21 protein-coding genes are annotated in these 19,754 nt (G+C 71.0%); 16 read left to right on the top strand and 5 right to left on the bottom strand.

Features of this window, described 5'->3' with window-relative positions; genetic code table 11:
• Positions 1–24: 24 nt before the first annotated feature.
• Together EIY87_RS17410 and EIY87_RS17405 are read right to left on the bottom strand one after the other, a co-directional pair.
• Positions 25–774 carry an ABC transporter permease gene (locus tag EIY87_RS17410; protein ID WP_125309185.1) on the bottom strand — a complete coding sequence of 250 codons (750 nt, stop codon included), beginning with the start codon at positions 772–774 and terminating at the stop codon, positions 25–27.
• A 17-nt stretch (positions 775–791) separates the two neighbouring features.
• Entirely contained in the window at positions 792–1,730 is a 939-nt protein-coding gene (locus EIY87_RS17405; protein WP_125309183.1) for an ABC transporter ATP-binding protein, read from the bottom strand.
• Between the two features lie 197 nt (positions 1,731–1,927).
• Between EIY87_RS17405 and EIY87_RS17400 the strand changes: the two genes are divergently transcribed.
• From EIY87_RS17400 to EIY87_RS17390, 3 genes are all read left to right on the top strand, one after another.
• The gene (locus EIY87_RS17400) at positions 1,928–2,515 is read left to right on the top strand and encodes a TetR/AcrR family transcriptional regulator (RefSeq protein WP_125309181.1); all 588 of its coding nucleotides are present in this window, start codon (positions 1,928–1,930) and stop codon (positions 2,513–2,515) included.
• Positions 2,512–3,423, top strand: coding sequence for an SDR family NAD(P)-dependent oxidoreductase (locus EIY87_RS17395; RefSeq protein WP_125309179.1), 912 nt, complete (start codon positions 2,512–2,514; stop codon positions 3,421–3,423). The genes EIY87_RS17400 and EIY87_RS17395 overlap by 4 nt, the downstream gene beginning before the upstream one ends.
• Positions 3,424–3,580: 157 nt before the next feature.
• Positions 3,581–4,477: an endonuclease domain-containing protein gene (locus tag EIY87_RS17390; RefSeq protein WP_225439910.1), complete on the top strand. Its 897-nt coding sequence runs from the start codon at positions 3,581–3,583 to the stop codon at positions 4,475–4,477.
• Positions 4,478–4,480: 3 nt separating this feature from the next.
• Here the strand turns inward: EIY87_RS17390 and EIY87_RS17385 are convergent, their stop codons facing one another.
• Entirely contained in the window at positions 4,481–5,137 is a 657-nt protein-coding gene (locus EIY87_RS17385; RefSeq protein WP_125309175.1) for a response regulator, read from the bottom strand.
• Positions 5,134–6,297, bottom strand: coding sequence for a sensor histidine kinase (locus EIY87_RS17380; protein ID WP_449657949.1), 1,164 nt, complete (start codon positions 6,295–6,297; stop codon positions 5,134–5,136). The genes EIY87_RS17385 and EIY87_RS17380 overlap by 4 nt, the downstream gene beginning before the upstream one ends.
• 189 nt (positions 6,298–6,486) lie before the next feature.
• On the opposite strand from EIY87_RS17380, the gene EIY87_RS17375 reads away from it, so the two are divergent.
• From EIY87_RS17375 to EIY87_RS17315, 13 genes are all read left to right on the top strand, one after another.
• Positions 6,487–8,004 carry a dynamin family protein gene (locus tag EIY87_RS17375; protein WP_225439932.1) on the top strand — a complete coding sequence of 506 codons (1,518 nt, stop codon included), beginning with the start codon at positions 6,487–6,489 and terminating at the stop codon, positions 8,002–8,004.
• Positions 8,005–8,064: 60 nt separating this feature from the next.
• On the top strand, positions 8,065–8,712 hold the full coding sequence (locus EIY87_RS17370; protein WP_125309171.1) for a hypothetical protein: 648 nt from the start codon (positions 8,065–8,067) through the stop codon (positions 8,710–8,712).
• A 44-nt stretch (positions 8,713–8,756) separates the two neighbouring features.
• Entirely contained in the window at positions 8,757–9,236 is a 480-nt protein-coding gene (locus EIY87_RS17365; RefSeq protein ID WP_125309169.1) for a YqeB family protein, read from the top strand.
• Positions 9,233–9,847 (top strand): TetR/AcrR family transcriptional regulator, encoded by a 615-nt coding sequence (locus tag EIY87_RS17360; RefSeq protein WP_125309167.1) that lies wholly within the window; start codon positions 9,233–9,235, stop codon positions 9,845–9,847. The genes EIY87_RS17365 and EIY87_RS17360 overlap by 4 nt, the downstream gene beginning before the upstream one ends.
• Before the next feature lie 18 nt (positions 9,848–9,865).
• A complete protein-coding gene (gene grpE, locus EIY87_RS17355) occupies positions 9,866–10,255 on the top strand; it encodes a nucleotide exchange factor GrpE (RefSeq protein WP_191984132.1) in 390 nt (129 codons plus the stop codon).
• Positions 10,252–12,090 (top strand): dynamin family protein, encoded by a 1,839-nt coding sequence (locus EIY87_RS17350; RefSeq protein ID WP_125309163.1) that lies wholly within the window; start codon positions 10,252–10,254, stop codon positions 12,088–12,090. The genes grpE and EIY87_RS17350 overlap by 4 nt, the downstream gene beginning before the upstream one ends.
• Before the next feature lie 103 nt (positions 12,091–12,193).
• Positions 12,194–12,898 carry a hypothetical protein gene (locus EIY87_RS17345; protein WP_125309160.1) on the top strand — a complete coding sequence of 235 codons (705 nt, stop codon included), beginning with the start codon at positions 12,194–12,196 and terminating at the stop codon, positions 12,896–12,898.
• A 293-nt stretch (positions 12,899–13,191) separates the two neighbouring features.
• Complete coding sequence (locus tag EIY87_RS17340) at positions 13,192–15,012, top strand: phosphoenolpyruvate carboxykinase (GTP) (protein ID WP_125309158.1); 1,821 nt, start codon at positions 13,192–13,194, stop codon at positions 15,010–15,012.
• A 79-nt stretch (positions 15,013–15,091) separates the two neighbouring features.
• Positions 15,092–15,961: a TIGR03621 family F420-dependent LLM class oxidoreductase gene (locus EIY87_RS17335; RefSeq protein WP_125309156.1), complete on the top strand. Its 870-nt coding sequence runs from the start codon at positions 15,092–15,094 to the stop codon at positions 15,959–15,961.
• Between the two features lie 13 nt (positions 15,962–15,974).
• A complete protein-coding gene (locus EIY87_RS17330; RefSeq protein ID WP_125309154.1) occupies positions 15,975–16,850 on the top strand; it encodes a TIGR03621 family F420-dependent LLM class oxidoreductase in 876 nt (291 codons plus the stop codon).
• Positions 16,847–17,452, top strand: coding sequence for an ABC transporter ATP-binding protein (locus EIY87_RS17325; RefSeq protein ID WP_125309152.1), 606 nt, complete (start codon positions 16,847–16,849; stop codon positions 17,450–17,452). The genes EIY87_RS17330 and EIY87_RS17325 overlap by 4 nt, the downstream gene beginning before the upstream one ends.
• Positions 17,446–18,726 carry a hypothetical protein gene (locus EIY87_RS17320; RefSeq protein ID WP_125309150.1) on the top strand — a complete coding sequence of 427 codons (1,281 nt, stop codon included), beginning with the start codon at positions 17,446–17,448 and terminating at the stop codon, positions 18,724–18,726. Before EIY87_RS17325 ends, EIY87_RS17320 begins: the two co-directional genes overlap by 7 nt.
• Positions 18,727–18,757: 31 nt before the next feature.
• The gene (locus EIY87_RS17315) at positions 18,758–19,336 is read left to right on the top strand and encodes an EndoU domain-containing protein (RefSeq protein ID WP_125309148.1); all 579 of its coding nucleotides are present in this window, start codon (positions 18,758–18,760) and stop codon (positions 19,334–19,336) included.
• On the opposite strand, the gene EIY87_RS17310 is transcribed toward EIY87_RS17315, so the two are convergent.
• The gene (locus tag EIY87_RS17310; RefSeq protein ID WP_125309145.1) at positions 19,333–19,605 is read right to left on the bottom strand and encodes a helix-turn-helix domain-containing protein; all 273 of its coding nucleotides are present in this window, start codon (positions 19,603–19,605) and stop codon (positions 19,333–19,335) included. The two genes, EIY87_RS17315 and EIY87_RS17310, sit on opposite strands and share 4 nt — an antisense overlap.
• Between the last annotated feature and the right edge of the window lie 149 nt (positions 19,606–19,754).

Raw genomic sequence — 19,754 nt, 5'->3', positions numbered from 1 at the left:
CCGGTGTTTTTCCCCTGTATCCCCTCAAGCGTCCCGCTTCTTCGCAACCCCGAGTGCGACGAGCAGGAACACGATCGCGATGCCGGCGAAGTACGCCAGCGCCCAGCCGGGGCTCAGCGGCGAGTCCGACGGCGCCGGGCCGTTGACCACCTCCGAGCCGCGGAGGAACTTGTTGGCCACGTTGAACGGCAGCCACTCGTGGATGTGGGCGCCGATCTTCGGGATCAGCTGCACCAGCTCTTCGACGGCCAAGTAGTAGATCAGCAGCAGGGCGATGGCGCCCGCGCTGTGCCGGACCAGGATGCCGACGGCGACCGCGAGCACGGCGCTGAGCGCGAAGACCGGGCCGATGCCGGCGACGTTCAGCCAGTCCTGCGTCGTGTGCAGGCCGAGGTTGTCGTTCGGGCGCATCACCACGCCGAGGCCCCAGGCCCCGAACGCGGCGATCTCGCCGAGCACCAGGCTCAGCAGGCCGACGACGGCGGCCTTGGCGACCAGCGCCGGCGAGCGGTGCGGCACCGCCTGGAACGTCGTGCGGATGGTGTTGAAGCGGTATTCGGTGGTCACGGCGAGGGCCGCGAGCACCATGACGACGGCGATGCCGAACTGGGAAGCGCCGAACTGGGTGGCGGAGATCGTCACCGGGTCGGTCGGTTCGGTCGCCCCGGCCATGATGGCCGCGAAGCCGACGGACAGGGCCAGGGTGATGAGCGCGCACCACCACGGCGAGCGGGTGGAGAACAGCTTGATGCGTTCTACCGCGAGCAGGTTCATGGTCTTGGTTTCCCCGTTTACTTGGCGGACTCGAGCACGTGCTGCGCCTCGGCGTCGAGCCCGGTGTGGTACTCGACGGAGTCGCCGGTGATCTGCATGAAGGCCTGCTCCAGCGAGCCGGTCTGCGGGCTCAGCTCGTGCAGGACGATCCGGTTGGCCGCGGCGATCTCGCCGATCTTTTCGCTGTCCATGCCCGAGACGACGAGCCCGGTGTCGTCCCCGGTGACGCCGGCGCTGGCGCGCTCGAGCGCGTCGCGCAGTTCCGCCAGCTGCGGCGAGCGGACCTTGACCGTGTTCTCCGCCGCGCGGGCGACGAAGTCCTGGGTCGACGACTGCGAAATCAGCTGTCCCCGGCCGATCACCACGAGGTTGCTCGCGGTCAGCGCCATCTCCGAAAGCAGGTGGCTCGACACGAACACGGTGCGGCCTTCCTCGGCCAGCCGGTGCATGAACTTCCGGATCCAGAGGATGCCCTCGGGGTCCAGGCCGTTCACCGGCTCGTCGAACAGCAGCACCTCGGGGTCGCCGAGCAGGGCGGCCGCGATGCCGAGCCGCTGCGACATGCCGAGCGAGAACCCGCCGGCGCGCTTGCCGGCGACGCTCGTCAGGCCGACGGTGTCGAGGACCTCGTCGACGCGGCTGTTCGGGATGCGGTTGGACTTCGCCATCCACTGCAGGTGGGCGCGCGCCGAGCGGTTGGGGTGCACCCACTTCGCGTCGAGCAGCGCGCCGACGGTGCGCAGCGGTTCCTTGAGGTCGTGGTACTTCTTGCCCCCGATGGTGACCTGGCCGCCCGTCGGGTTGTCCAGGCCGAGGATCATGCGCATGGTGGTGGACTTGCCGGCCCCGTTCGGGCCGAGGAAGCCGGTGACCTGACCCGCGGACACGGAAAACGACAGGTTGTTCACCGCCAGTGTCTTTCCATACCGCTTGGTGAGGCCGGTTGCCTCGATCATGGCTGCTCCTCTTCCGCCCCTCGCTTACGACGCGTTCATCGTCGCGGGTCGGGGGTGGTTCGCGCGTCACCCTGTAGACCGAACCGGTCCCCCTACCTGAGTAGTACCTTGCTGGCTCTTCGGCCGATGCGCGATCCGTGATGACCCTGAGGCGACCCTGATTCGACGTCATTAATGAACTGTGGTTCAATAATGGGGTGGCCCGGCCGAGGAGCATCACCGACGAACGGCTGCTGGGCGCGGCGGAGACCGTGATCGGCCGCTGCGGCCCCGGTTTCACGCTCGCCCAGGTCGCTTCGGAAGCCGGGGTTTCGGTCGGCACGGTCGCGCAGCGGTTCGGCTCGAAGAGCGGCCTGCTGCAGGCGATGAGCCGGCGGGCCACGCGGCGGGCGGTCGTGCAGATGCGGGAGTGCGCCGAGCGGGCGGCCGACCCGGTCGACGGCCTGCGCGCCGCGGCGGTGTCGGTCTACGCGGTGCTCGGGGACGCCGAAGAGGCGGCGAACCACCTGGGCCAGCTCGGCGTGGACATCGGCGACCCGGTGCTGCGGTCGCTGCTGGGCGAGCACTTCACGGCGGTCGAGGAAGAACTGCGGCGGCTCGTGCGGGTGGCGGCTCCTTCGCTGCCGCACGCGCCGAGCGTGCCGCGGGCCGCCCGGGTGGTGCTGGACGTGATCAACGGGGTGTCGATCGACTGGTCGATCCGGCCGCACGGGCGGCTGGCCGACCGGCTGGCGGAAGACGTCGACGCGGTGCTGACCGCGTGGCGCGGACGGGAGGACGCATGAGCTTGCAGGGCAAGGTGGCCGTGGTGACCGGGGCGACCCGGGGCTGCGGCCGGGCGATCGCGGTGGAACTGGGCCGCGCGGGCGCGACGGTGTACGTCACCGGCCGCACGACGCGCGAAACTTCGTCACCGCTGAAGCGCCCGGAAACGATCGAAGAGACGGGCGAACTGGTCGAGGCGGCGGGCGGCCGAGCCGTGGTCGTCCGCTGCGACTTCACCTCGGTGTCCGATGTGGACGCACTGAAGGCGCGCATCGAGTCCGAAGTGGACGGAATCGACATCCTGGTCGACGACGTCTGGGGCGGCGACATGTACTTCCACTTCGACGCGCCCTTCTGGGAGACGCCGCTGGAAGACGCGCTGAACCTGACGCACAACGCGCTCGACACGCACCTGATCGCGCTGCACAAGCTGCTCCCGCTGGTGGTCGCCCGCCGCGGTCTGGTCCTCGAGGTGACCGACGGCGACAACGACGACTACGTCGGCGCGGGCCTGCCGTACTACCTCGCGAAGTGCGGCATCCGCGCACTCGGCCGGGCACTGGGCGTGGAACTGAAGAAGAACGACTGCGTCGGCCTCGCGGTGACGCCGGGCTTCCTTCGATCGGAGTCGATGCTCGACCACTTCGAGGTCACCGAGGCCAACTGGCGCGACGCGGTCGGCAAGCTGGCCCCGGTCGACTTCAAGATCTCGGAAACGCCGTACCTCCTGGCCCGAGGCGTCGCGGCCCTCGCACAGGACCCCTCCGTGTCCCGCTTCGCCGGCCAAACGCTGGCCTCGTGGACCTTGATGCACGAGTACAACTACACGGACATCGACGGCGACCGCCCGGACTTCGGCCGCTGGCTCACCGAAGTCCGCCACGCAGGCAAAGACCCAGCAACCACCCCACCCGACAACTTCCGCTAACCCTCAAAGCGTCACTTTCACGTGAAAGCTACGCCTCCTGGTCGCCGCTTTCACGTGAAAGCGGCGGTTGTCCACAACTACGGGCGGGTGTGGACAGGTGGTGGTCGGGAGAGCCTGGAAGGGCTGACGGCGGCTGGGCGTGCGGCACGCTCGTGCCGTGTCGTTCACCTCCGCGGACTTCGAGTTCACCGAGCCGTTCCTGGGCAGCCACGCCATCGCCGAAGGCGCGGTCACCGAACGCGCCCTGAGGTCGCCGCTCTTCACCAGGCTCTTGCGCAACGTCTATGTGGCCTCGACGGTCTCGGTCACGCACTTGCTCCGATGCAGGGCCGCAGCGCTGGTCGCGCCGCCGAGTGCGGTTCTCACCGGGTGCTCGGCGGCGGCCGTCCGTGGCGTGGAGCTGGTCGGAGCGCGCGACCCGGTCGAGTTGGTCCTGCCGGAAAGCGTGCTGTTCGGCCGGCAGGACGGCGTGCACGTCCGGCGGACCAGCCGGGGAGCGATCGACAGCGAGCCGTGGCACGGGATCCGGCTGGCCTCTTCACCGCGTCTTGCCCTCGACATCCTGACCAACACGAAGCTGCATCGATCGTTGCCGAGAGTCGTCGGCTACCTCGACGCTCTGCTGAGGGCCGGCGAGGTGGACGCTCCAGTGCTCGTGGACTACCTGAGGGGCCGCCGCGACAACGGGATCGTGCGCGCGAAGAAGGCGCTCCGGCTGGCCGATCCCCGCGCGGAGAGCATCCCGGAGTCCGAACTGCGGGTCTGGCTCGCGCTCGCGGGCCTCGAACCCGACCTCCAGGTCCCGGTCCACGACGAACGGGGCGCCTTCGTCGGCCGGCTGGATCTGGCCTTTCCCGCGCACAAGCTCGCAGTGGAGTACGACGGCGACTGGCATCGCGATGGTGACCAGCCGCAGCGGGATGAGGTACGACGGCGCGCGATCCGCTCGCTCGGCTGGCGCTTCGTGATCGTCACCAAAGCCGAGCTCTACGAGGCGCCCAAGGCCGTGGTGGCGTCAGTCCGGGCCGCACTTTCACGTGAAAGTGCGGCTTGACGCTCAGGCGAGGCCGGGGCGGGCGAGGCCGGTTTCGTAGGCCAGCACCACCGCCTGCACCCGGTCCCGCAGCTCCAGCTTCGCCAGGATCCGCCCCACGTGCGTCTTCACCGTCGCCTCGGAAAGGAACAGCGCCTCCGCGATCTCCAGGTTCGACATGCCCTTCGCGATCAGCACCAGGACCTCGCGCTCCCGGTCGGTCAGCACGTCCAGCTCCGCGGTGTCCCGCATCGGCGTGCCGCCGGAACCGACGAAGCGGTCGAGGAGCCGGCGGGTCACCGACGGCGACACCACCGCGTCGCCCGAGGCCACCGCTCGCAGGGCCGACACCAGGTGGCCGGGCTGGGTGTCCTTGAGCAGGAACCCGCTCGCGCCGCCTTGGAGCGCCGCGTAGACGTACTCGTCGAGGTCGAACGTCGTCATCACGAGCACCCGCGCGGTGCCGGCCGCGACGATCCGCTTGGTCGCTTCGACGCCGTCGAGCACCGGCATGCGGACGTCCATCAGCACGACGTCCGGCCGCAGCTGCGAAGCCAGCTCGATCGCCTGGGCGCCGTCGCCGGCCTCGCCGACGACGTCGATGTCGGCCTGTGCGCCGAGCACCATCCGGAAGCCGACGCGCATCAGTTCCTGGTCGTCGACGACCACCACGCGGATCACTTGTCCAACCTAACCGGCAGGGCCGCGCGGACCTGCCACCCACCGCCCTGAGCCGGGCCCACTTCCAACGTGCCGCCGTAGACGTGCGCGCGTTCGCGCATGCCGATCAAGCCGTTGCCGCCCGGCAGGCGCTGCGTGGAACCGGCCAGCTGCGGGACGCGGCCCGCGCCGTCGTCGGACACCAGCACCTCGACCAGGTCGCCGGTCCGGTGCACCCGCACCGACGCCGTCGCGCCGCGGCCGGCGTGCTTGAGCGTGTTGGTCAGCGACTCCTGGACGATCCGGTAGATCCCCAGCGAGACGCCGGCCGGCAGGTCGCCGAGCTCGTTGGTCTCCAGCTCCACCGGCACGCCGGCGGTCCGCATCCGCTCGGCCAGCTCGGCGAGGGCGTGCGCGTCCGGCTGCGGGACGCGCGGTTCGCCGTCCGCGTCGTCGCTGCGCAGCACGTCGAGCAGGCGCCGCAGCTCGCCGAGAGCGCCGCGGCCGGTCTCGGAAATCGTTTGCAGGGCCCGCCGGGCGAGGTCGGGGTTGCTCTCCAGCGCGTACGACGCGCCGTCGGCCTGCACCACCATCACGCTCACCGCGTGCGCGACGACGTCGTGCAGCTCGCGCGCGATCCGGCCGCGCTCCTCCGCCACCGCGATCCGGGTGGCCTGGTCCCGTTCGGTCTCGAGCAGGTGCAACCTGGCCTCCACTTCCACGTCGTAGGCGCGCCGGGCCCCGACGAACTCGCCGAGCGTCCAGCACAGGGCGATGCCGAACGCGAGGAACAGCACCGAGATGAACAACTCGTCGGTCTGGTCCAGCGCCAGCTGCAGCGCCGACGAGACGACGACCGCGCCGACGAACACCAGCCCCTGCCGCCGCCCGGCGTAGACGACCACCGAGTAGATGCTCATCGCCAGGCCGGCGACGCTGGCGACGCCGAGCTGCAGAGTCGCGTGCACGACGCTGATCACCAGCACGACGTAGGCCGACCACAGCGGCGACTTCCGCCGGAACACCAGCGGCACCACCATCGCGATGTTCACCGGCACGGCGATGTACCAGGGCGGCAGCTCGGCGATGTCGGCCAGGCCGTCGGCGACGAAGAGCAGCATGTCGATCAAGCCGAGCAGGACGGCCAGCACCGTGTCGCCCGCCATGGGGTGGGCACGCATCCAGAGGCTCAGCCGTCGCACCAGACAACACTAGGTCCCGGCGTGGCGGGCGCGCGTCGGTCGGCGGTACCACCTTGGGTGCGACCTCCGGATGAGGGACATGGCACGATTCACGGGGTTGTCCGTACGACGAGAGGGCTGGGGGCCGTGACGTCACCGGAGCAGGGCCGGCTCGCGGGTCCGCTGTCGATGTCGGTGGCCAACCTGTGCCACCGCCTGCAGCCGCAGGTCTCCGCGCGCACCGCCGCCGGGTTCGCCGAGGTGCTGCGCCGGCTCGGCGCGCCGCTGCAGGTGGCCGTCGCCGGCCGGATCAAGTCCGGCAAGTCCACGCTGGTCAACGCGCTGATCGGGCGCCGGGTCGCGCCGACCGACATCGGCGAGTGCACGCGGCTGGTGACCCGGTTCCAGTACGGGACGGTGGACCGCGTCGAGATCGTCTTCACCGACGGCCGCAAGCAGGTGCTGCCCTTCGCCGCCGACGGGATGATCCCCGCCGAGCTGGGCGTCGACATCGAAAAGGTGTCGCACATCGAGGCGTACCTCACCAACGCCGTCCTGCAGGGCATGACGGTGATCGACACCCCGGGCCTCGGGTCGCTCGACGCCGCTTCGGTGTCCCGCACCGAGCAGCTCCTGGGTGCCGCGAAGCACCGCAAGGACGAGGACGACGAAGAGGGCTCGGACGAGCTGGACGACACTTCGCGCAACGCCGTCGCGGGTGCCGAGGCCGTCCTCTACGTCGTCACCCAGGGCGTCCGCGCCGACGACCAGCAGGCCCTCGCCGCCTTCACCGCCGCCACCGCGAGCCGCGAGGCCGGCCCGGTCAACGCCATCGCCGTGCTGAACAAGGCCGACACCATCGCGCCGGAGTCGGTCGAAGGCGCGGACGGCGACGTCTGGAAGGCCGCGACGATCCTGTCGGAGAAGCAGGCAAGCACGCTGAAGCCGCGGGTCGCGGACGTGCTGCCGGTGATCGGGCTGATCGCCGAGTCGGCCGAGTCCGGCGGCTTCACCTCCGCCGACGCCGAGGCGCTGCGGCAGCTCGCCGAGCTCGACGACGACGTCCTGCAGACCATGCTGATCTCGGCCGACATCTTCACCAGCTGGGAGTGCGACGTCCCGGCGGGCACGCGGCTGCGGCTGCTGGAGAAGCTCGACCTGTTCGGCGTCTCCCACGCCGTCGAGGCCATCCGCAAGGAACCGGAGATCACCGCGGGCGCGCTGCGGCGGTCGCTGCTCGACGCGTCCGGCCTGGAGGCGGTGCGGCAGCGGCTGTCGATCGTGTTCGCCGCCCGCGCCGACGGCATCAAGGCGGCCGCCGCCCTCGCGTCCGTCACCGCGCTCGCGCACGCCTCGGCGGACCCGGCCGAGCGCCAGCGCGTCCACGACGCCATCGAGGTGCTGCTCGCCAAGCCCGAGGCCCACCAGCTGCGGCTGCTCGAAGCGCTGACGCTGGTCGCGTCCGGCGCGGTCGACATGCCCGAAGACCTGTCCGAAGAGGTGCTCCGGGTGGGCAGCAACGCCGACATCGGCGCCCAGCTCGGCAAGCCCGGCGCCCCTCGGTCGGAGCTGGCCGCGCACGCCCTCGAACGCGCGGGCTGGTGGCGGTCCTTCGCGTCCTTCGGCGCGACGCCGGCGCAGAGCCGCGTCGCGCACGTCGTGCACCGGGCGTACTTCCTGATGTGGCAGCAGGTGCGCGAAGCCTGAGTTTGTTGCTGGTTGCCGACTTTCCCAGGTCGGGCCGGTTTCCCGCGTACTGTGGAAAACGTGCGACTGGAAAACACGACATCCTGGCGAGCGGGGTGGAGCAGCGAGACGGACGTCGACGTCGCGCTGTACATCCGTGACGCCCTGGCCCTGTCCGTTTCCGAAGGCCAGGTGCTGCCGCCGGTGGAGCCGCGGGTTCCGGTGCACGTCCCGCCGGGGATCGACCGGGCGGCGGTCCAGGACCAGTGGGCCGCGTGGTGGACCGAGCTGCTGGCGTCGCTGCGCAGCCGCGAGGACCCGGACCCGCGCAGCCCGCGCACCCGCTACGGCAGGCCCACGCTGGAACACGGCTCGGCCATGCGGCAGGCGGTCGACTACTTCGGGCCGGTCGCGGCCCGCCACTTCGCCAACGCCCGCGGCCCCGCCCTGCGTGGCGCGCACGAGCCGGCCGGCGAGAACCCGTGGGCGCCCGGCTTCTACCGGCGCCAGATCGTGGCCGGCGAGCGGCTCGGCCAGCTGGTGCGGGAGGCCGAGGTCAAGCAGGGCCGGCGTGCCTACCCGTTCCGGCTGAACGTCATCGAGATCTCCGTCGCCGGGTCGATCTGGCTGCGCACGGCCGACGACCAGCTGCTGGTCTCGTCCCGGCTCGCCGAAGACGGCCCGGGCCTGGAGGCCGTGCTCCGCGACGTGATCGCCCAGCTGGTCTGACCCCGGCTTTCATAAACCGAGCACGCGGTCTGATAATAGGCCGCATGGAAACGACCGTCGACGAGCCGCCGTGGCTGCGCACCGGGTCCTGGATCGGCTGCCCGCTGATCGGGGGCGCGCTCGGCGTGGGCGTCTGGGCCATCGCCGCGTGGGTCAGCGACCTGCCCGCGTTCCCGTTCCAGGGCGTGTTCAAGGTGCTCACGAAGCTGCCGCAGCCGTGGGCCACGCTGGCCGCGGTCGCCGGCGGGCTGGTGCTCGGCCTGGTGTTCGCCGTCGTCTGGGCCCGCGACCGCCTGGTCGTCACGGTCTCCCCGACCCGCGTCACGCTGGTCCGCGGCGACAAGACCCGCCGCATCGAGGCCGACCTCGACGCCGTCTACCTCGACGGCAAGGAGCTCGTCCTGCGCACCACCGACGGCCGGGAGATCGCGCGCGAGAAGACCGACCTGCGCAACCACGAGCTGGCCCCCGCGTTCGCCGAACACGGCTACCCCTGGCGCGACGACCCGCCGGTCGAGCGATGAGGACCGTCGACCCGGCCAAGCACGCGGCCAAGCGCCGCGCGATCGTCGACGCCGCGGCCGGCTGCTTCGCCGAGAAGGGCTTCGAGCGGACGACGACCGCGGACATCTGCCGCGCGGCGGGCATCAGCTCCGGCAGCCTCTTCCACTACTTCCCCAGCAAGCGCGCGGTGTTCACGGCGATCTTCACCGACGACGCCGTCGAGACGGCCGAACGCCTCGAAGCCGCGGCGAAGGCCGCGGACCCGTGGGCCGCGCTGCTCGACGTCGTCGCGGAGCTGGCCGGGCAGCTCGCGCACCCGGCCGTCGTCCGGCTGGTGCTGGAGGCCGCCGCGCAGGCCGCCCGCGACGACGAGTTCGCCGAGCTGATCCACCGCAACGACAGCGCCCTGCGCGACGGCCTGGCGGTCCTGGTCGAACGGGCCGAGGACGCGGGGCTGATCGACCCCGGGATCGCGCCGCGCGCGGCCGCCGGCTGGGTCGCGGGGCTGCTCGACGCGATGATTTCGCGGGCCAGCCTCGACCCCGGCCTCGATCTGGCCGCCGAACAAGCGATCCTCCGGACGATCCTGATCCGGTTCCTTCGGCCGGTTTCGCCCCCGGCCGGTGGCTGAATCCGCCAGACTGTGGGCATGGCGTGGTTTCGCAAGGACGGAACCGACCGCGGGTCCGCCGCGTCGGACACCGATGTGCACCCCTTGCAGCAGCAGGTAAGCGATCTCGAGCGCGCGCTCGCGGATCGCCAGGCACTGATCCAGATGTGCCTGTACGCCCTGGACCGCGCCCGCAGCGGCGGCGTCGTCGAACGCTTGGAAGAAGGCCTCGCCGCGATCGGCGTCCACGCCCTTCGCCCCGATGGTGAGCGCTTCGACCCGGCTCGCCACGAAGCCGGCGGCGCCGTCCCGACCGAGGACCCGGCGCTCGACGGCCTCGTCGCGGAAACCGAGGTCACCGGGTTCGCCGACCACGACCGCCTGCTGCGCGCCCCGATCGTCACCGTCTACGCGAAGAAGACCCCGTGAGCGCACCCACCGCGCCGAGCCTGCCCGCGCAGGTCGCGGCGGCGCGAGACCAGCTGCTGGCCACCGTCCGCGACGCCGACCCGGCCGCCGCCAAGTGGGTCGAGGACATCCGGAAGGCCCGGCCGAAGAAGCCGGCCGTCGTGGTCGTCGGCGAGACCAACCGCGGCAAGAGCTCGCTGGTCAACGCGCTGCTCGCGATGCCGGGACTGTCCCCGGTGGACGCCGACGTCGCCACCGCGACCTACCTGGTGTTCGACCACGCCGACGCGTGGGGCGCGCAGGCCTGCTACCCCGGCCAGCTCGCGCCGGTGCCGATCGACCTCGGCCAGCTGATCAACTGGGTGTCCGCCGCGCACGAGCTGCCGCCGGGCCAGATCCCGCCGCGGTACGTCGAGGTCACCGGGCCGGTGCCGCTGCTGGAGCGGCTTTCGCTGGTCGACACCCCGGGCGTCGGCGGGCTCGACTCGCTGCACGGCGAGCTGGCCAAGGAAGCCGCGGCGGGCGCGACCGCGCTGCTGTTCGTCGTCGACGCGTCGGCGCCGTTCACCTCGACCGAGCTGCAGTTCCTGCGCGACGTCGGCGAGCGCGTCGAGACCGTCGTGTTCGCGCTGACCAAAGTGGACATGTTCCGCGGCTGGCGCGAGGTCATGGAGGCCGACAAGCAGCTGTTGCGCGAGCACGCGCCCCGGTTCGCCGATGCGGTCTTCCACCCGGTGTCGGCGCGGATGTTCGAGACGGCGGCGAAGGCCCCCAACGAGCAGATGGCCGCGATGCTGCGGGAGAAGTCCGGGGTCGCCGCGATCCAGACGGCGTTGCAGGAGCTGCTCGTCGGCCGCTCGGCGATGCTCGGCGAGGCCAACACGCTGCGCGCGCTCTCCAGCGCGCTGGGCGAGCTCAAGGCGAAGCTGCAGGCCGAGAGCCGGGCGCTGTCCGCCGGCGAGGCCGAGGCCGAGCAGCTGCGCGAACGCCGTGACCAGCTGCAGGCCGAACGCCGCAGCTCGACCCGCGGCTGGCAGCTCAAGCTGCGCGGCGAGGTGCAGCGCACCCGCGTCGAGGTCGGCCACGAGAGCAGCAGGCAGATGCGGGACGCGCAGACCCACTTCCGCCAGCTGATCGACGCGGCCAAGCGCGACGAGCTGGCCGCGCTGCCCCAGCAGGTCGACATCGCGCTGCAGACGACGTCGCAGCGGATCTCGATGCTGCTCTCCCAGCGCCTCAACCAGGTCACCAACGTCTCGTTGTCGGAGCTGTTCTCGCCCGAAGAGCTCGACGTCATCCGCGCGCAGTTCGCCCGGGCCGGCGGGCCGCCGGTGGTGCTGCGCCCGCCGGACAAGAAGCCGCCGACGGCCGAGGACAAGCTGCTCGTCTTCATGGGCATCTCCGGCGGCGTCGGGGCCGGCAAAGTGGCCGCGCTGCCGCTGGCCGGGGTCGCGATCCTCAACCCCGTCGTGCTGCCCGCGACGATCATCATCGGCCTGGGCGCCGGCTGGTGGATGGCCCGCACGCGCAAGCACGCGGCCGACAAGCAGCACATGAAGCAGTGGCTGGTCGAGGCCATCGCGGACGCCCGCTCGACGCTCGACCAGCTGGTCGCCGAGCAGCTCATCGAGGCCGAGCAGCAGCTGTCGATGGCGCTGGACGAGGCGCTGGGCCGGCGCATCGACGCCATCGAGGCCGAGCTGAAGGAAGTCGACAAGACGATCAAGATGGGCGCCCAGGAGCGCGCCAAGAAGATCGCCGTCGTGTCGAAGCGCCTCAAGGAGGTCAGCGACGGCCGTGAGCGCGCCGAAACCTTCCTGACCAGGATCCGGGCCCTGCGCGACAAGACGGCTTGACGCCCGTCCGGTTGTGGAGCGGAACCGAACCGGCATACGGTGAGTCATACCCTCGGACAGCAGGTCAGAGACGGCGTTACCCGGTTAAAAGGGGGAAGTTCCCATGTGGGTCGACGAGAGTGGCGGCAGCGACACCGACGCCTCCAGCCCGGACGCGATGACCGTTCACGTCGACGGCCAGGAGTACCAGGCCGAGGTCAACTACGACGTGAACGAGGACGGCGTCAACGACACGGCGATCATCGAGCACGACGACGGCACCTCGCAGGCCTTCATCGACACGAACCACGACGGTGAGGCCGACCAGTACGCCGTGCTCGACGAGACCGGGCACGTCGTCGAGCAGGCCGTCTACGACGAGGCCAGCGGCGAGTGGGTCGAGTCGCACGGCGGCGGGGGCCACGACGACTCCGACACCGGCGGCCGCGACGACGGCTCCGGCGGCCACATCCACGCCGACCTGCCGGACGGTGAGGTCGACGCGGGGGTCGCGACCATCGACACCGACCACGACGGCCACAACGACACCGCCATCGTCGAGACGAAGAGCGGCGGCACCATCGCCTTCACCGACAAGGACGGCGACGGCGAAGCGGACATCGCGGTGCAGACCGACGCCGACGGCACGACCACGACGTTCGAGCACTCCGGCCCCGGCCAGTGGACCGAAGTCTCGAGCGGGCTGATGGACTCCGGCAGCGACGGCGACCTCGCCGCGGACGCCGCGTGGGGCGAGGCCGGCACGCAGACGCTCGAAGGCGTCGCGCGCATCGACTCCGGCACGGGGCAGTGGATCTCCCCCAACTAGGGGTAAGCGAGGTCACAGTTTGAAAGCCCGGGGCTTCGGCCTCGGGCTTTCTTCATGTCTTCAATGAAAAGAAACCGGCTTCTGAATCGATTCCCTTATCGGTCTTGTGAGAGAACGTACACGTCAGCTCTCTGTTACCTGCCGGTCATGCGGCTACTCTCGAAGAATCCCAAAATCCGCACACCGGTTAGCCAGCCGGTGTGCGAAGCCATTCGGTCGCCGGCAATGACGCCCGCACCGGGACAGCGTCGTTCCGGTGCGGGCTTGTTTGTCGTCGGAAGTCAGGAGTAGAGATGACCGCAGTCGCCATCCCCGGACTGGACACCGCGCCGACGACGCACAGTGGCGTGCTGTCCTTCGTCCGGGAGGTCGCCGAGCTGACCACCCCGGACCGCGTGGTGTGGGTCGACGGGTCTGACGAAGAAGCCGCCCGGATCAACCAGGAGCTGGTCGACGCGGGCACGTTCGTGCAGCTCAAGTCGAAGCCGAACTCCTTCTGGGCCACTTCCGACCCCAACGACGTCGCCCGCGTCGAAGACCGCACCTTCATCTGTTCGAAGCGTCCCGAGGACGCCGGGCCGACGAACAACTGGATGGACCCGGCCGAGATGAAGGCCACCATGACCGAGCTCTTCCGGGGCTCGATGCGCGGCCGCACGATGTACGTCATCCCGTTCTGCATGGGCCCGCTCGGCGACGAGAATCCCAAGCTGGGTATCGAAATTACCGATTTCGCCTACGTTGTCGCTTCGATGCGCGTGATGACCCGCGCGGGCAAGGCGGCCCTCGAGAAGTTCATCGCGCCGGACGGCAGTGAGCGCGAATTCGTGCCGGCGCTCCACTCCGTGGGTGCGCCGCTCGAGCCGGGCCAGCAGGACGTTTCCTGGCCCTGCAACGAAACGAAGTACATTTCGCACTTCCCCGAAGAGCGCGCGATCTGGAGCTACGGCTCGGGCTACGGCGGCAACTCGCTGCTGGGCAAGAAGTGCTACTCGCTGCGCATCGCCTCGGTGATGGCGCGCGACGAGGGCTGGCTCGCCGAGCACATGCTGATCCTCAAGCTGATCTCGCCCGAGGACAAGGTCCACTACGTCGCGGCGGCGTTCCCGAGCGCTTGCGGCAAGACCAACCTCGCCATGCTGCAGCCGACCATCCCGGGCTGGCGTGCCGAGACCCTCGGCGACGACATCGCGTGGATGCGCTTCGGCGAGGACGGCCGGCTGTACGCGGTCAACCCGGAGTTCGGCTTCTTCGGCGTCGCGCCGGGTACCGACTGGCACACCAACCCGAACGCCATGCGCACCATCGAAAAGGGCAACACGGTCTTCACGAACGTCGCCCTGACCGACGACGGCGACATCTGGTGGGAGGGCATGGAGAACAAGCCCGAGCACGCCACGTCGTGGAAGAAGCAGGACTGGACGCCCGACTCGGACGAGAAGGCCGCCCACCCGAACTCGCGCTACTGCACGCCGATGTCGCAGTGCCCGATCCTCGCCCCGGAGTGGGACGACCCGAAGGGCGTGCCGATCTCGGCGATCCTGTTCGGCGGCCGCCGCAAGACGACGGTGCCGCTGGTGAACGAGGCCCGCGACTGGCAGCACGGCGTCTTCATGGGCGCCACGATGTCGTCGGAGACCACGGCGGCCGCGGCCGGCGCGGTCGGCAACGTGCGCCGCGACCCGATGGCGATGCTGCCGTTCCTCGGCTACCACGCCGGTGACTACTTCAAGCACTGGCTGACCCTGGGCAAGAACGCCGACGCGAACAAGCTGCCGAAGATCTTCTACGTCAACTGGTTCCGCCGCGGCGACGACGGCCGCTTCCTGTGGCCGGGCTTCGGCGAGAACTCGCGGATCCTCAAGTGGGTCATCGAGCGCGTCGAGGGTCGCGGCAACGCGGTCGAGACGCCGGTGGGCTTCGTGCCGCGGGCCGAGGACCTCGACACCGAGGGCCTCACCGAGCCGATCGAGGACATCCAGGCCGCCCTCGAGGTCAAGCCCGAGGAGTGGCGCGCGGAGCTGCCGCTGATCGAGGAGTGGTTCGAGAAGATCGGCGAGGTGCCCACCTCGCTGCGTGACGAGCTCGACGCGCTGGCCCAGCGCCTGGGCTGACCACCCTGAACGAGAAGGGGACGCCTCCCGGCCGCATCCGGGAGGCGTCCCCTTCTTCCTTTCCCGGTAGCTTCGCGACATGAGACCGTTCCGGTTCGGCGTGGATCTGGTGGTGCCCGGCTCCCGGGCCGAGTGGGTGGCGAAGTGCCGCAAGGCCGAGGACCTCGGCTACGACGTCGTCGGCGCGGCCGACCACGTCGGGATGGCGCCGCCGTTCCCCGCGCTCGTGCTCGCGGCCGAGGCGACCGAGCGGGTCCGGCTCAACACGTTCGTCATCAACGCCTGCTTCCACAACCCGGTGCTGCTCGCGCGGGACGTCACGGGCACCGACCAGTTCACCGACGGCCGCCTCGAGCTGGGCATCGGCGCGGGGTACGTCGAGGCGGAGTTCCACGCGGCCGGCATCGAGTGGGGCACGCCCGGGCAGCGGTTCGCCCGGCTCGAACGCGCGGTGCTGGAGCTGAAGCGGCTGTACGCGGACCCGTCGCACAAACCGGAACCGGTGCAGAAACCCGGGCCGCCGCTGCTGCTCGGCGGCCGCGGCGACCGCGTGCTGAAGCTGGCCGCGGAGCACGCCGACATCGTCGGCTTCACCGGCACCGCCGCGGCGAAGGTCGAAGGGCGGATGTCCCTGGCCGGGCTCGCCGAGCTGACCGAACGCGTCGAGTTCGCGCGCGCGGCGCTCGACGGCCGGGACGCCGAGCTGAACCTGCTGGTGCACGTCACCCGCGTGACCGACGACCGGTGCAGCACGCTCGAAGCCGTCCACCGGCGCGTGCCCGACCTGTCCGTGGACGAGCTGGGCGAGCTGCCGACCGTCCTCGTGGGATCCGCCGAAGCGGTCGCCGAGCAGCTGCTTCGCACCCGCGAGACGCTGGGCATCAGCTACTTCACCGTGATCGAAGACGACCTCGCGCGGCTGGCCCCGGTGATCGCGAAACTCCGCTGAGTACGTTGGGGGCATGACTGGGGAATTCCGCTTCGGGGTCAACCTGATCGTGCCGGACAGCCGCGCCGCGTGGGTCGAGAAGTGCCGCAAGGTCGAGGACCTGGGCTACGACGTCCTGTCCGCGGCCGACCACCTGGGCATGGCGCCGCCGTTCCCGGCGCTGGTGCTGGCCGGTGAGGTCACCTCGCGCGTCAAGCTGAACACCTTCGTGCTCAACACGCCGTTCTACAACCCGGTGCTGCTCGCGCGGGACGTCACGGGCACCGACCAGTTCACCGACGGGCGCCTGGAGCTGGGGCTCGGCGCCGGGTACGTGAAGGCGGAGTTCGAGGCCGCCGGGATGCCGTTCCCGTCCGCCCGCGAGCGCGTCGACCACCTCGAACGGACCATCCTCGAACTCAAGCGGCTGTACGCGGACCCGGAGCACAAGCCCTCGCCGACGCGGCCCGAAGGTCCGCCGCTGCTGCTCGCCGGTCGCGGCGACCGGATCCTGACCCTCGCCGCCGAGCACGCCGACACCATCGGTTTCACCGGCACCGCGAAGTCGCCGGACGGCGCCGAGCTGGTCCCGGCGAGCGCGGCGGACATCGAGGAGCGCGTCGAGTTCGTCCGGGGGAAGCTCGGTGGCCGCAAGGCCGAGTTCAACCTGCTCTGCCACTTCGTGCACATCACCGAAGACCGCGCCGGCGCGCTCGAGGAGCTGGCGAAGCGCACGAAGGGCGCCTTGAGCGCCGACCAGCTCGCCGAGGTCCCGACCGCGCTGATCGGCTCGCCCGCCCAGGTCGCGGAGCAGCTCCACGCGCACCGCGAGCGGTTCGGCCTGACCTACTACACCGTCCTGGAGCACAACTTGGCGCAGTTCGCCCCGGTGCTCGAAGCGCTCCGATGATCGACGCGCGGGCGATCGGCGTCCGGGCCGGCGAGCACTGGCTGTTCGACGACCTGGACTTCTCCGTCGACCCCGGCGAGTGCGCGGCGATCGTCGGGCCGAACGGTGTCGGCAAGTCGACTTTGCTGCGGTGCCTCTACGGGATGCAGACGCCGCAGCGGGGCCGCGTGCTGGTCGACCGCAAGGTGCCGGACGAGCGGGACGTCGAATTCCGCCGCAAGGTCTCGGTGCTGTTCGACGACTCGGACTTCTTCGCGGAGCTGACGCCGTTGCAGCACCTCGAGCTCCTGGCCGGCTCGTTCGGCGCCGACCTCGGCGACCACGAAGAGCTGCTGCGCGACGCGGGTCTCGGCGAACGCATGCGCGTCACGGCCGGGCACTTCTCGGCGGGCCAGCGCCGCCGCCTGCTGCTGCTCGGCGTCACCGCGCGCCCGCACCGGGTGCTGCTGCTCGACGAGCCGGAGCGCGCGCTGGACACCGCGGGCAAGGAGTGGCTGGTCGAGGTGATCGCCCGGTCGACGGCGGCCGGCGCGGCGGTCGTGGTGGCCACCCACCACCCGCCGCTGCTCGAAGCCGCGGACAGCGTGCTCGAGCTGTGGTGACTCTGGCGCCGAAGCGGATGAGGATCCCGGGCCGCAAGCGGTTCGGCGGGATCTTCAGCGGCGACACCGCGTCGTTCCTCTTCCTGTTCGCCTTCGGGTTCCTGTTCACCGCCTTCTTCCACGTCGACGGCTGGCGCCCGGCGCTCTACGGCTCGTCCCACGTGGACTTCCCGGCCGTGCTCGGGCTGCTCACGCTCTGCTGCGCGGTCGGCTGGCGCGGCCTGCTGCGCCGCGGGTTCGCGTGGGTCGAGCCGGCGGAGCTGACCTGGCTCGACTTCGCTCCCGTGGACCGCGGGCGCGTCGTCACGCTGCGGCTGCTCGGTGCCTGGACCGGCGTCCTGGCGGTCACCGGCTACCTGGCCGCGCTGCTGCTCGCCGTCGGCGGCGCCAGGCTCGACCAGTGGCGCGCGGCCGTCTCGGTGGTCCTCGCGACCGCCGTCGTCGCGTTCGCCTCCGCCCGCCGGACGGCGCTGCGGCTGGACGCGCTGGGCCCGCTCGCGCTCGCCGTCGCCGGGCTGGTCATCGCCGCGTTCCGGCTCGGGCCGGTGACCGTGCAGTTCGTCGCCGCGGGCGTGCTGGTCGCGGCGCTGCCGCTGGCGTTCGGCGGCGAGCCGGTCCACCGCGCGGGCCGGGCGGCGCTGCTTGCCGGGTGGGACGGCCGGGTGCTGCGCTCGGTCGCCGTCACCTTCCTCGACCCGATGATGCTGCTGCCGCCGTCGGCCCCGATCGGGCGCTTCTCGCTGCGCCGCCCGACCGCGCTCCGGCTGGCCCTCGCGGGAACGCTCGGCCGCTCCCGGTACGCGGGCGCGGCGGCGCTGGTCGGCTTCGCGGTCGTCGCCGCCCACATCGCACTGCCGACCGTGCCAGGCGCGGTCCTCGTCGGCATCGGCGCGTACGTCGCGCTGACGCCGTTCGCCGGCGGGCTCGGCGAGCTCTGGCGCAATCCTGGCCGTCGCCGGTGGCTCGGCACCTCGAACCGCGAGCTGGTGCTGACCCACGGACTGGCGCTCGCGGGCACCGGGATCGGCTGGGCGGCGCTGCTCGCCGTGGTCACCCTCGCGGGTGGGACGTCGTTCGGCCTCGGCGCCTGGCTGGCGGTGCCGCTGTCGGTGCTCTCGATCCTGCGCACGGTCACCCGGACCGCCGTCGACTACGGCAATCCGGCGTTCGTCGACACCCCGATGGGCCCGATGCCGGCTAACCTCGTGCGCCAGCTGTTCCGCGGTCTCGACCTCCAGGCGATCGGGATCGTGGTGCTCGCTGCCGCCGTTTGACCTACGCTCGCTCCGACGAAGGGAGCAGCCAGTGGGCGGTGGACACGCACCGGGCGTCGGGCGGAGGGCGACCAGCGAGTTCCCGGCCGGCTGGACCGACGAGCAGATCATCTCGGTCGTCAAGGACGTCGCGAACGACCCCAGCGAGGCCCGGCGGCGGCAGCCGAACGGCCGCTGGCGCTGCGCCGGCGAGCGCTACAACGTGCACCTGATCGTCCTGGTCGAGGAGAACGGGCACGTGCACACCGCGTACCCGGTGGCGGGCCCCGGCGTCGTCCGCAACCCGGACACCGCCCGCGACCCGGCGAACCCGACGGTCGCCGACCTCACGGGCAACCGCATCAGCTTCTTCGCCGACAGCGTCCTGACCGGCCTCGCCGACCGGCTCTCCGCCGAGGACTACACGCACTACCGGACGCTGCTGTGGTCCGGCGAGTGGGAGGAGCTGGGGGACGTGCTGGCCGCGCACGCGGTCAAGCTGGGCTTCGCCTTCTCGGCGGACGAGTTCTCCGACTTCGAGAAGCTGCTCAACAGCTACGACCTGCCGGTGGCGGCCTGCGCGTTCCTCAACGACCGCGAGCACATCCTGAACCAGCTGCGCCCGGTCTAACTCGCCTGGCTGAGGGACGGTGCCGCGGCGGGTTCGACCGCCGCGCGCAGCTCGTCCAGCGGCAGGCCCACGGCGTCGGCGATGGCCGTGACCGTGAAGAACGCCGGCGTCGGGATCCGCCCGGTTTCGATCTTCCGGAGCGTCTCGACCGAGATCCCGGCTTCGGCGGCGACGTCGACCATGCTCCGGCCGGCCCGCGCCGTCCGCAGCGCCTGGCCGAGGCGCTCGCCTCGCTCGCGCTCGTCGTCTGTCAGCGGTACTCGAACCATGGGACCAATACTAATACCGCTGCGGCGCGAAGCGTCTCCGTTGAGGGTGGTGGCGGGGGCATGGATGGAATACCAGTGGAGTTGTCCACTGCCTGTGGACAACTCTGTGCACAGGTGTGGAAAAGCCCCGCCGAACCTCCGTTCGGCGG

It is taken from the genome of Amycolatopsis eburnea, assembly GCF_003937945.1.
GTDB lineage: Bacteria > Actinomycetota > Actinomycetes > Mycobacteriales > Pseudonocardiaceae > Amycolatopsis > Amycolatopsis eburnea.
Note: the sequence above shows the minus strand (reverse complement) of the source record. Positions and strands in the feature narration are given on the sequence as shown.

Bases quoted from the DNA above. Each gene is read 5' to 3' on its own strand.
- EIY87_RS17330 (WP_125309154.1), top strand. From the start codon at position 15,975: ATGACTGGGGAATTCCGCTTCGGGGTCAACCTGATCGTGCCGGACAGC.
- EIY87_RS17375 (WP_225439932.1), top strand. From the start codon at position 6,487: ATGTCGGTGGCCAACCTGTGCCACCGCCTGCAGCCGCAGGTCTCCGCG.
- EIY87_RS17310 (WP_125309145.1), bottom strand. From the start codon at position 19,605: ATGGTTCGAGTACCGCTGACAGACGACGAGCGCGAGCGAGGCGAGCGC.
- EIY87_RS17405 (WP_125309183.1), bottom strand. From the start codon at position 1,730: ATGATCGAGGCAACCGGCCTCACCAAGCGGTATGGAAAGACACTGGCG.
- EIY87_RS17395 (WP_125309179.1), top strand. From the start codon at position 2,512: ATGAGCTTGCAGGGCAAGGTGGCCGTGGTGACCGGGGCGACCCGGGGC.
- EIY87_RS17325 (WP_125309152.1), top strand. From the start codon at position 16,847: ATGATCGACGCGCGGGCGATCGGCGTCCGGGCCGGCGAGCACTGGCTG.
- EIY87_RS17340 (WP_125309158.1), top strand. From the start codon at position 13,192: ATGACCGCAGTCGCCATCCCCGGACTGGACACCGCGCCGACGACGCAC.
- EIY87_RS17410 (WP_125309185.1), bottom strand. From the start codon at position 774: ATGAACCTGCTCGCGGTAGAACGCATCAAGCTGTTCTCCACCCGCTCG.
- EIY87_RS17365 (WP_125309169.1), top strand. From the start codon at position 8,757: ATGGAAACGACCGTCGACGAGCCGCCGTGGCTGCGCACCGGGTCCTGG.
- EIY87_RS17380 (WP_449657949.1), bottom strand. From the start codon at position 6,297: ATGCGTGCCCACCCCATGGCGGGCGACACGGTGCTGGCCGTCCTGCTC.
- EIY87_RS17335 (WP_125309156.1), top strand. From the start codon at position 15,092: ATGAGACCGTTCCGGTTCGGCGTGGATCTGGTGGTGCCCGGCTCCCGG.
- grpE (WP_191984132.1), top strand. From the start codon at position 9,866: ATGGCGTGGTTTCGCAAGGACGGAACCGACCGCGGGTCCGCCGCGTCG.
- EIY87_RS17360 (WP_125309167.1), top strand. From the start codon at position 9,233: ATGAGGACCGTCGACCCGGCCAAGCACGCGGCCAAGCGCCGCGCGATC.
- EIY87_RS17345 (WP_125309160.1), top strand. From the start codon at position 12,194: ATGTGGGTCGACGAGAGTGGCGGCAGCGACACCGACGCCTCCAGCCCG.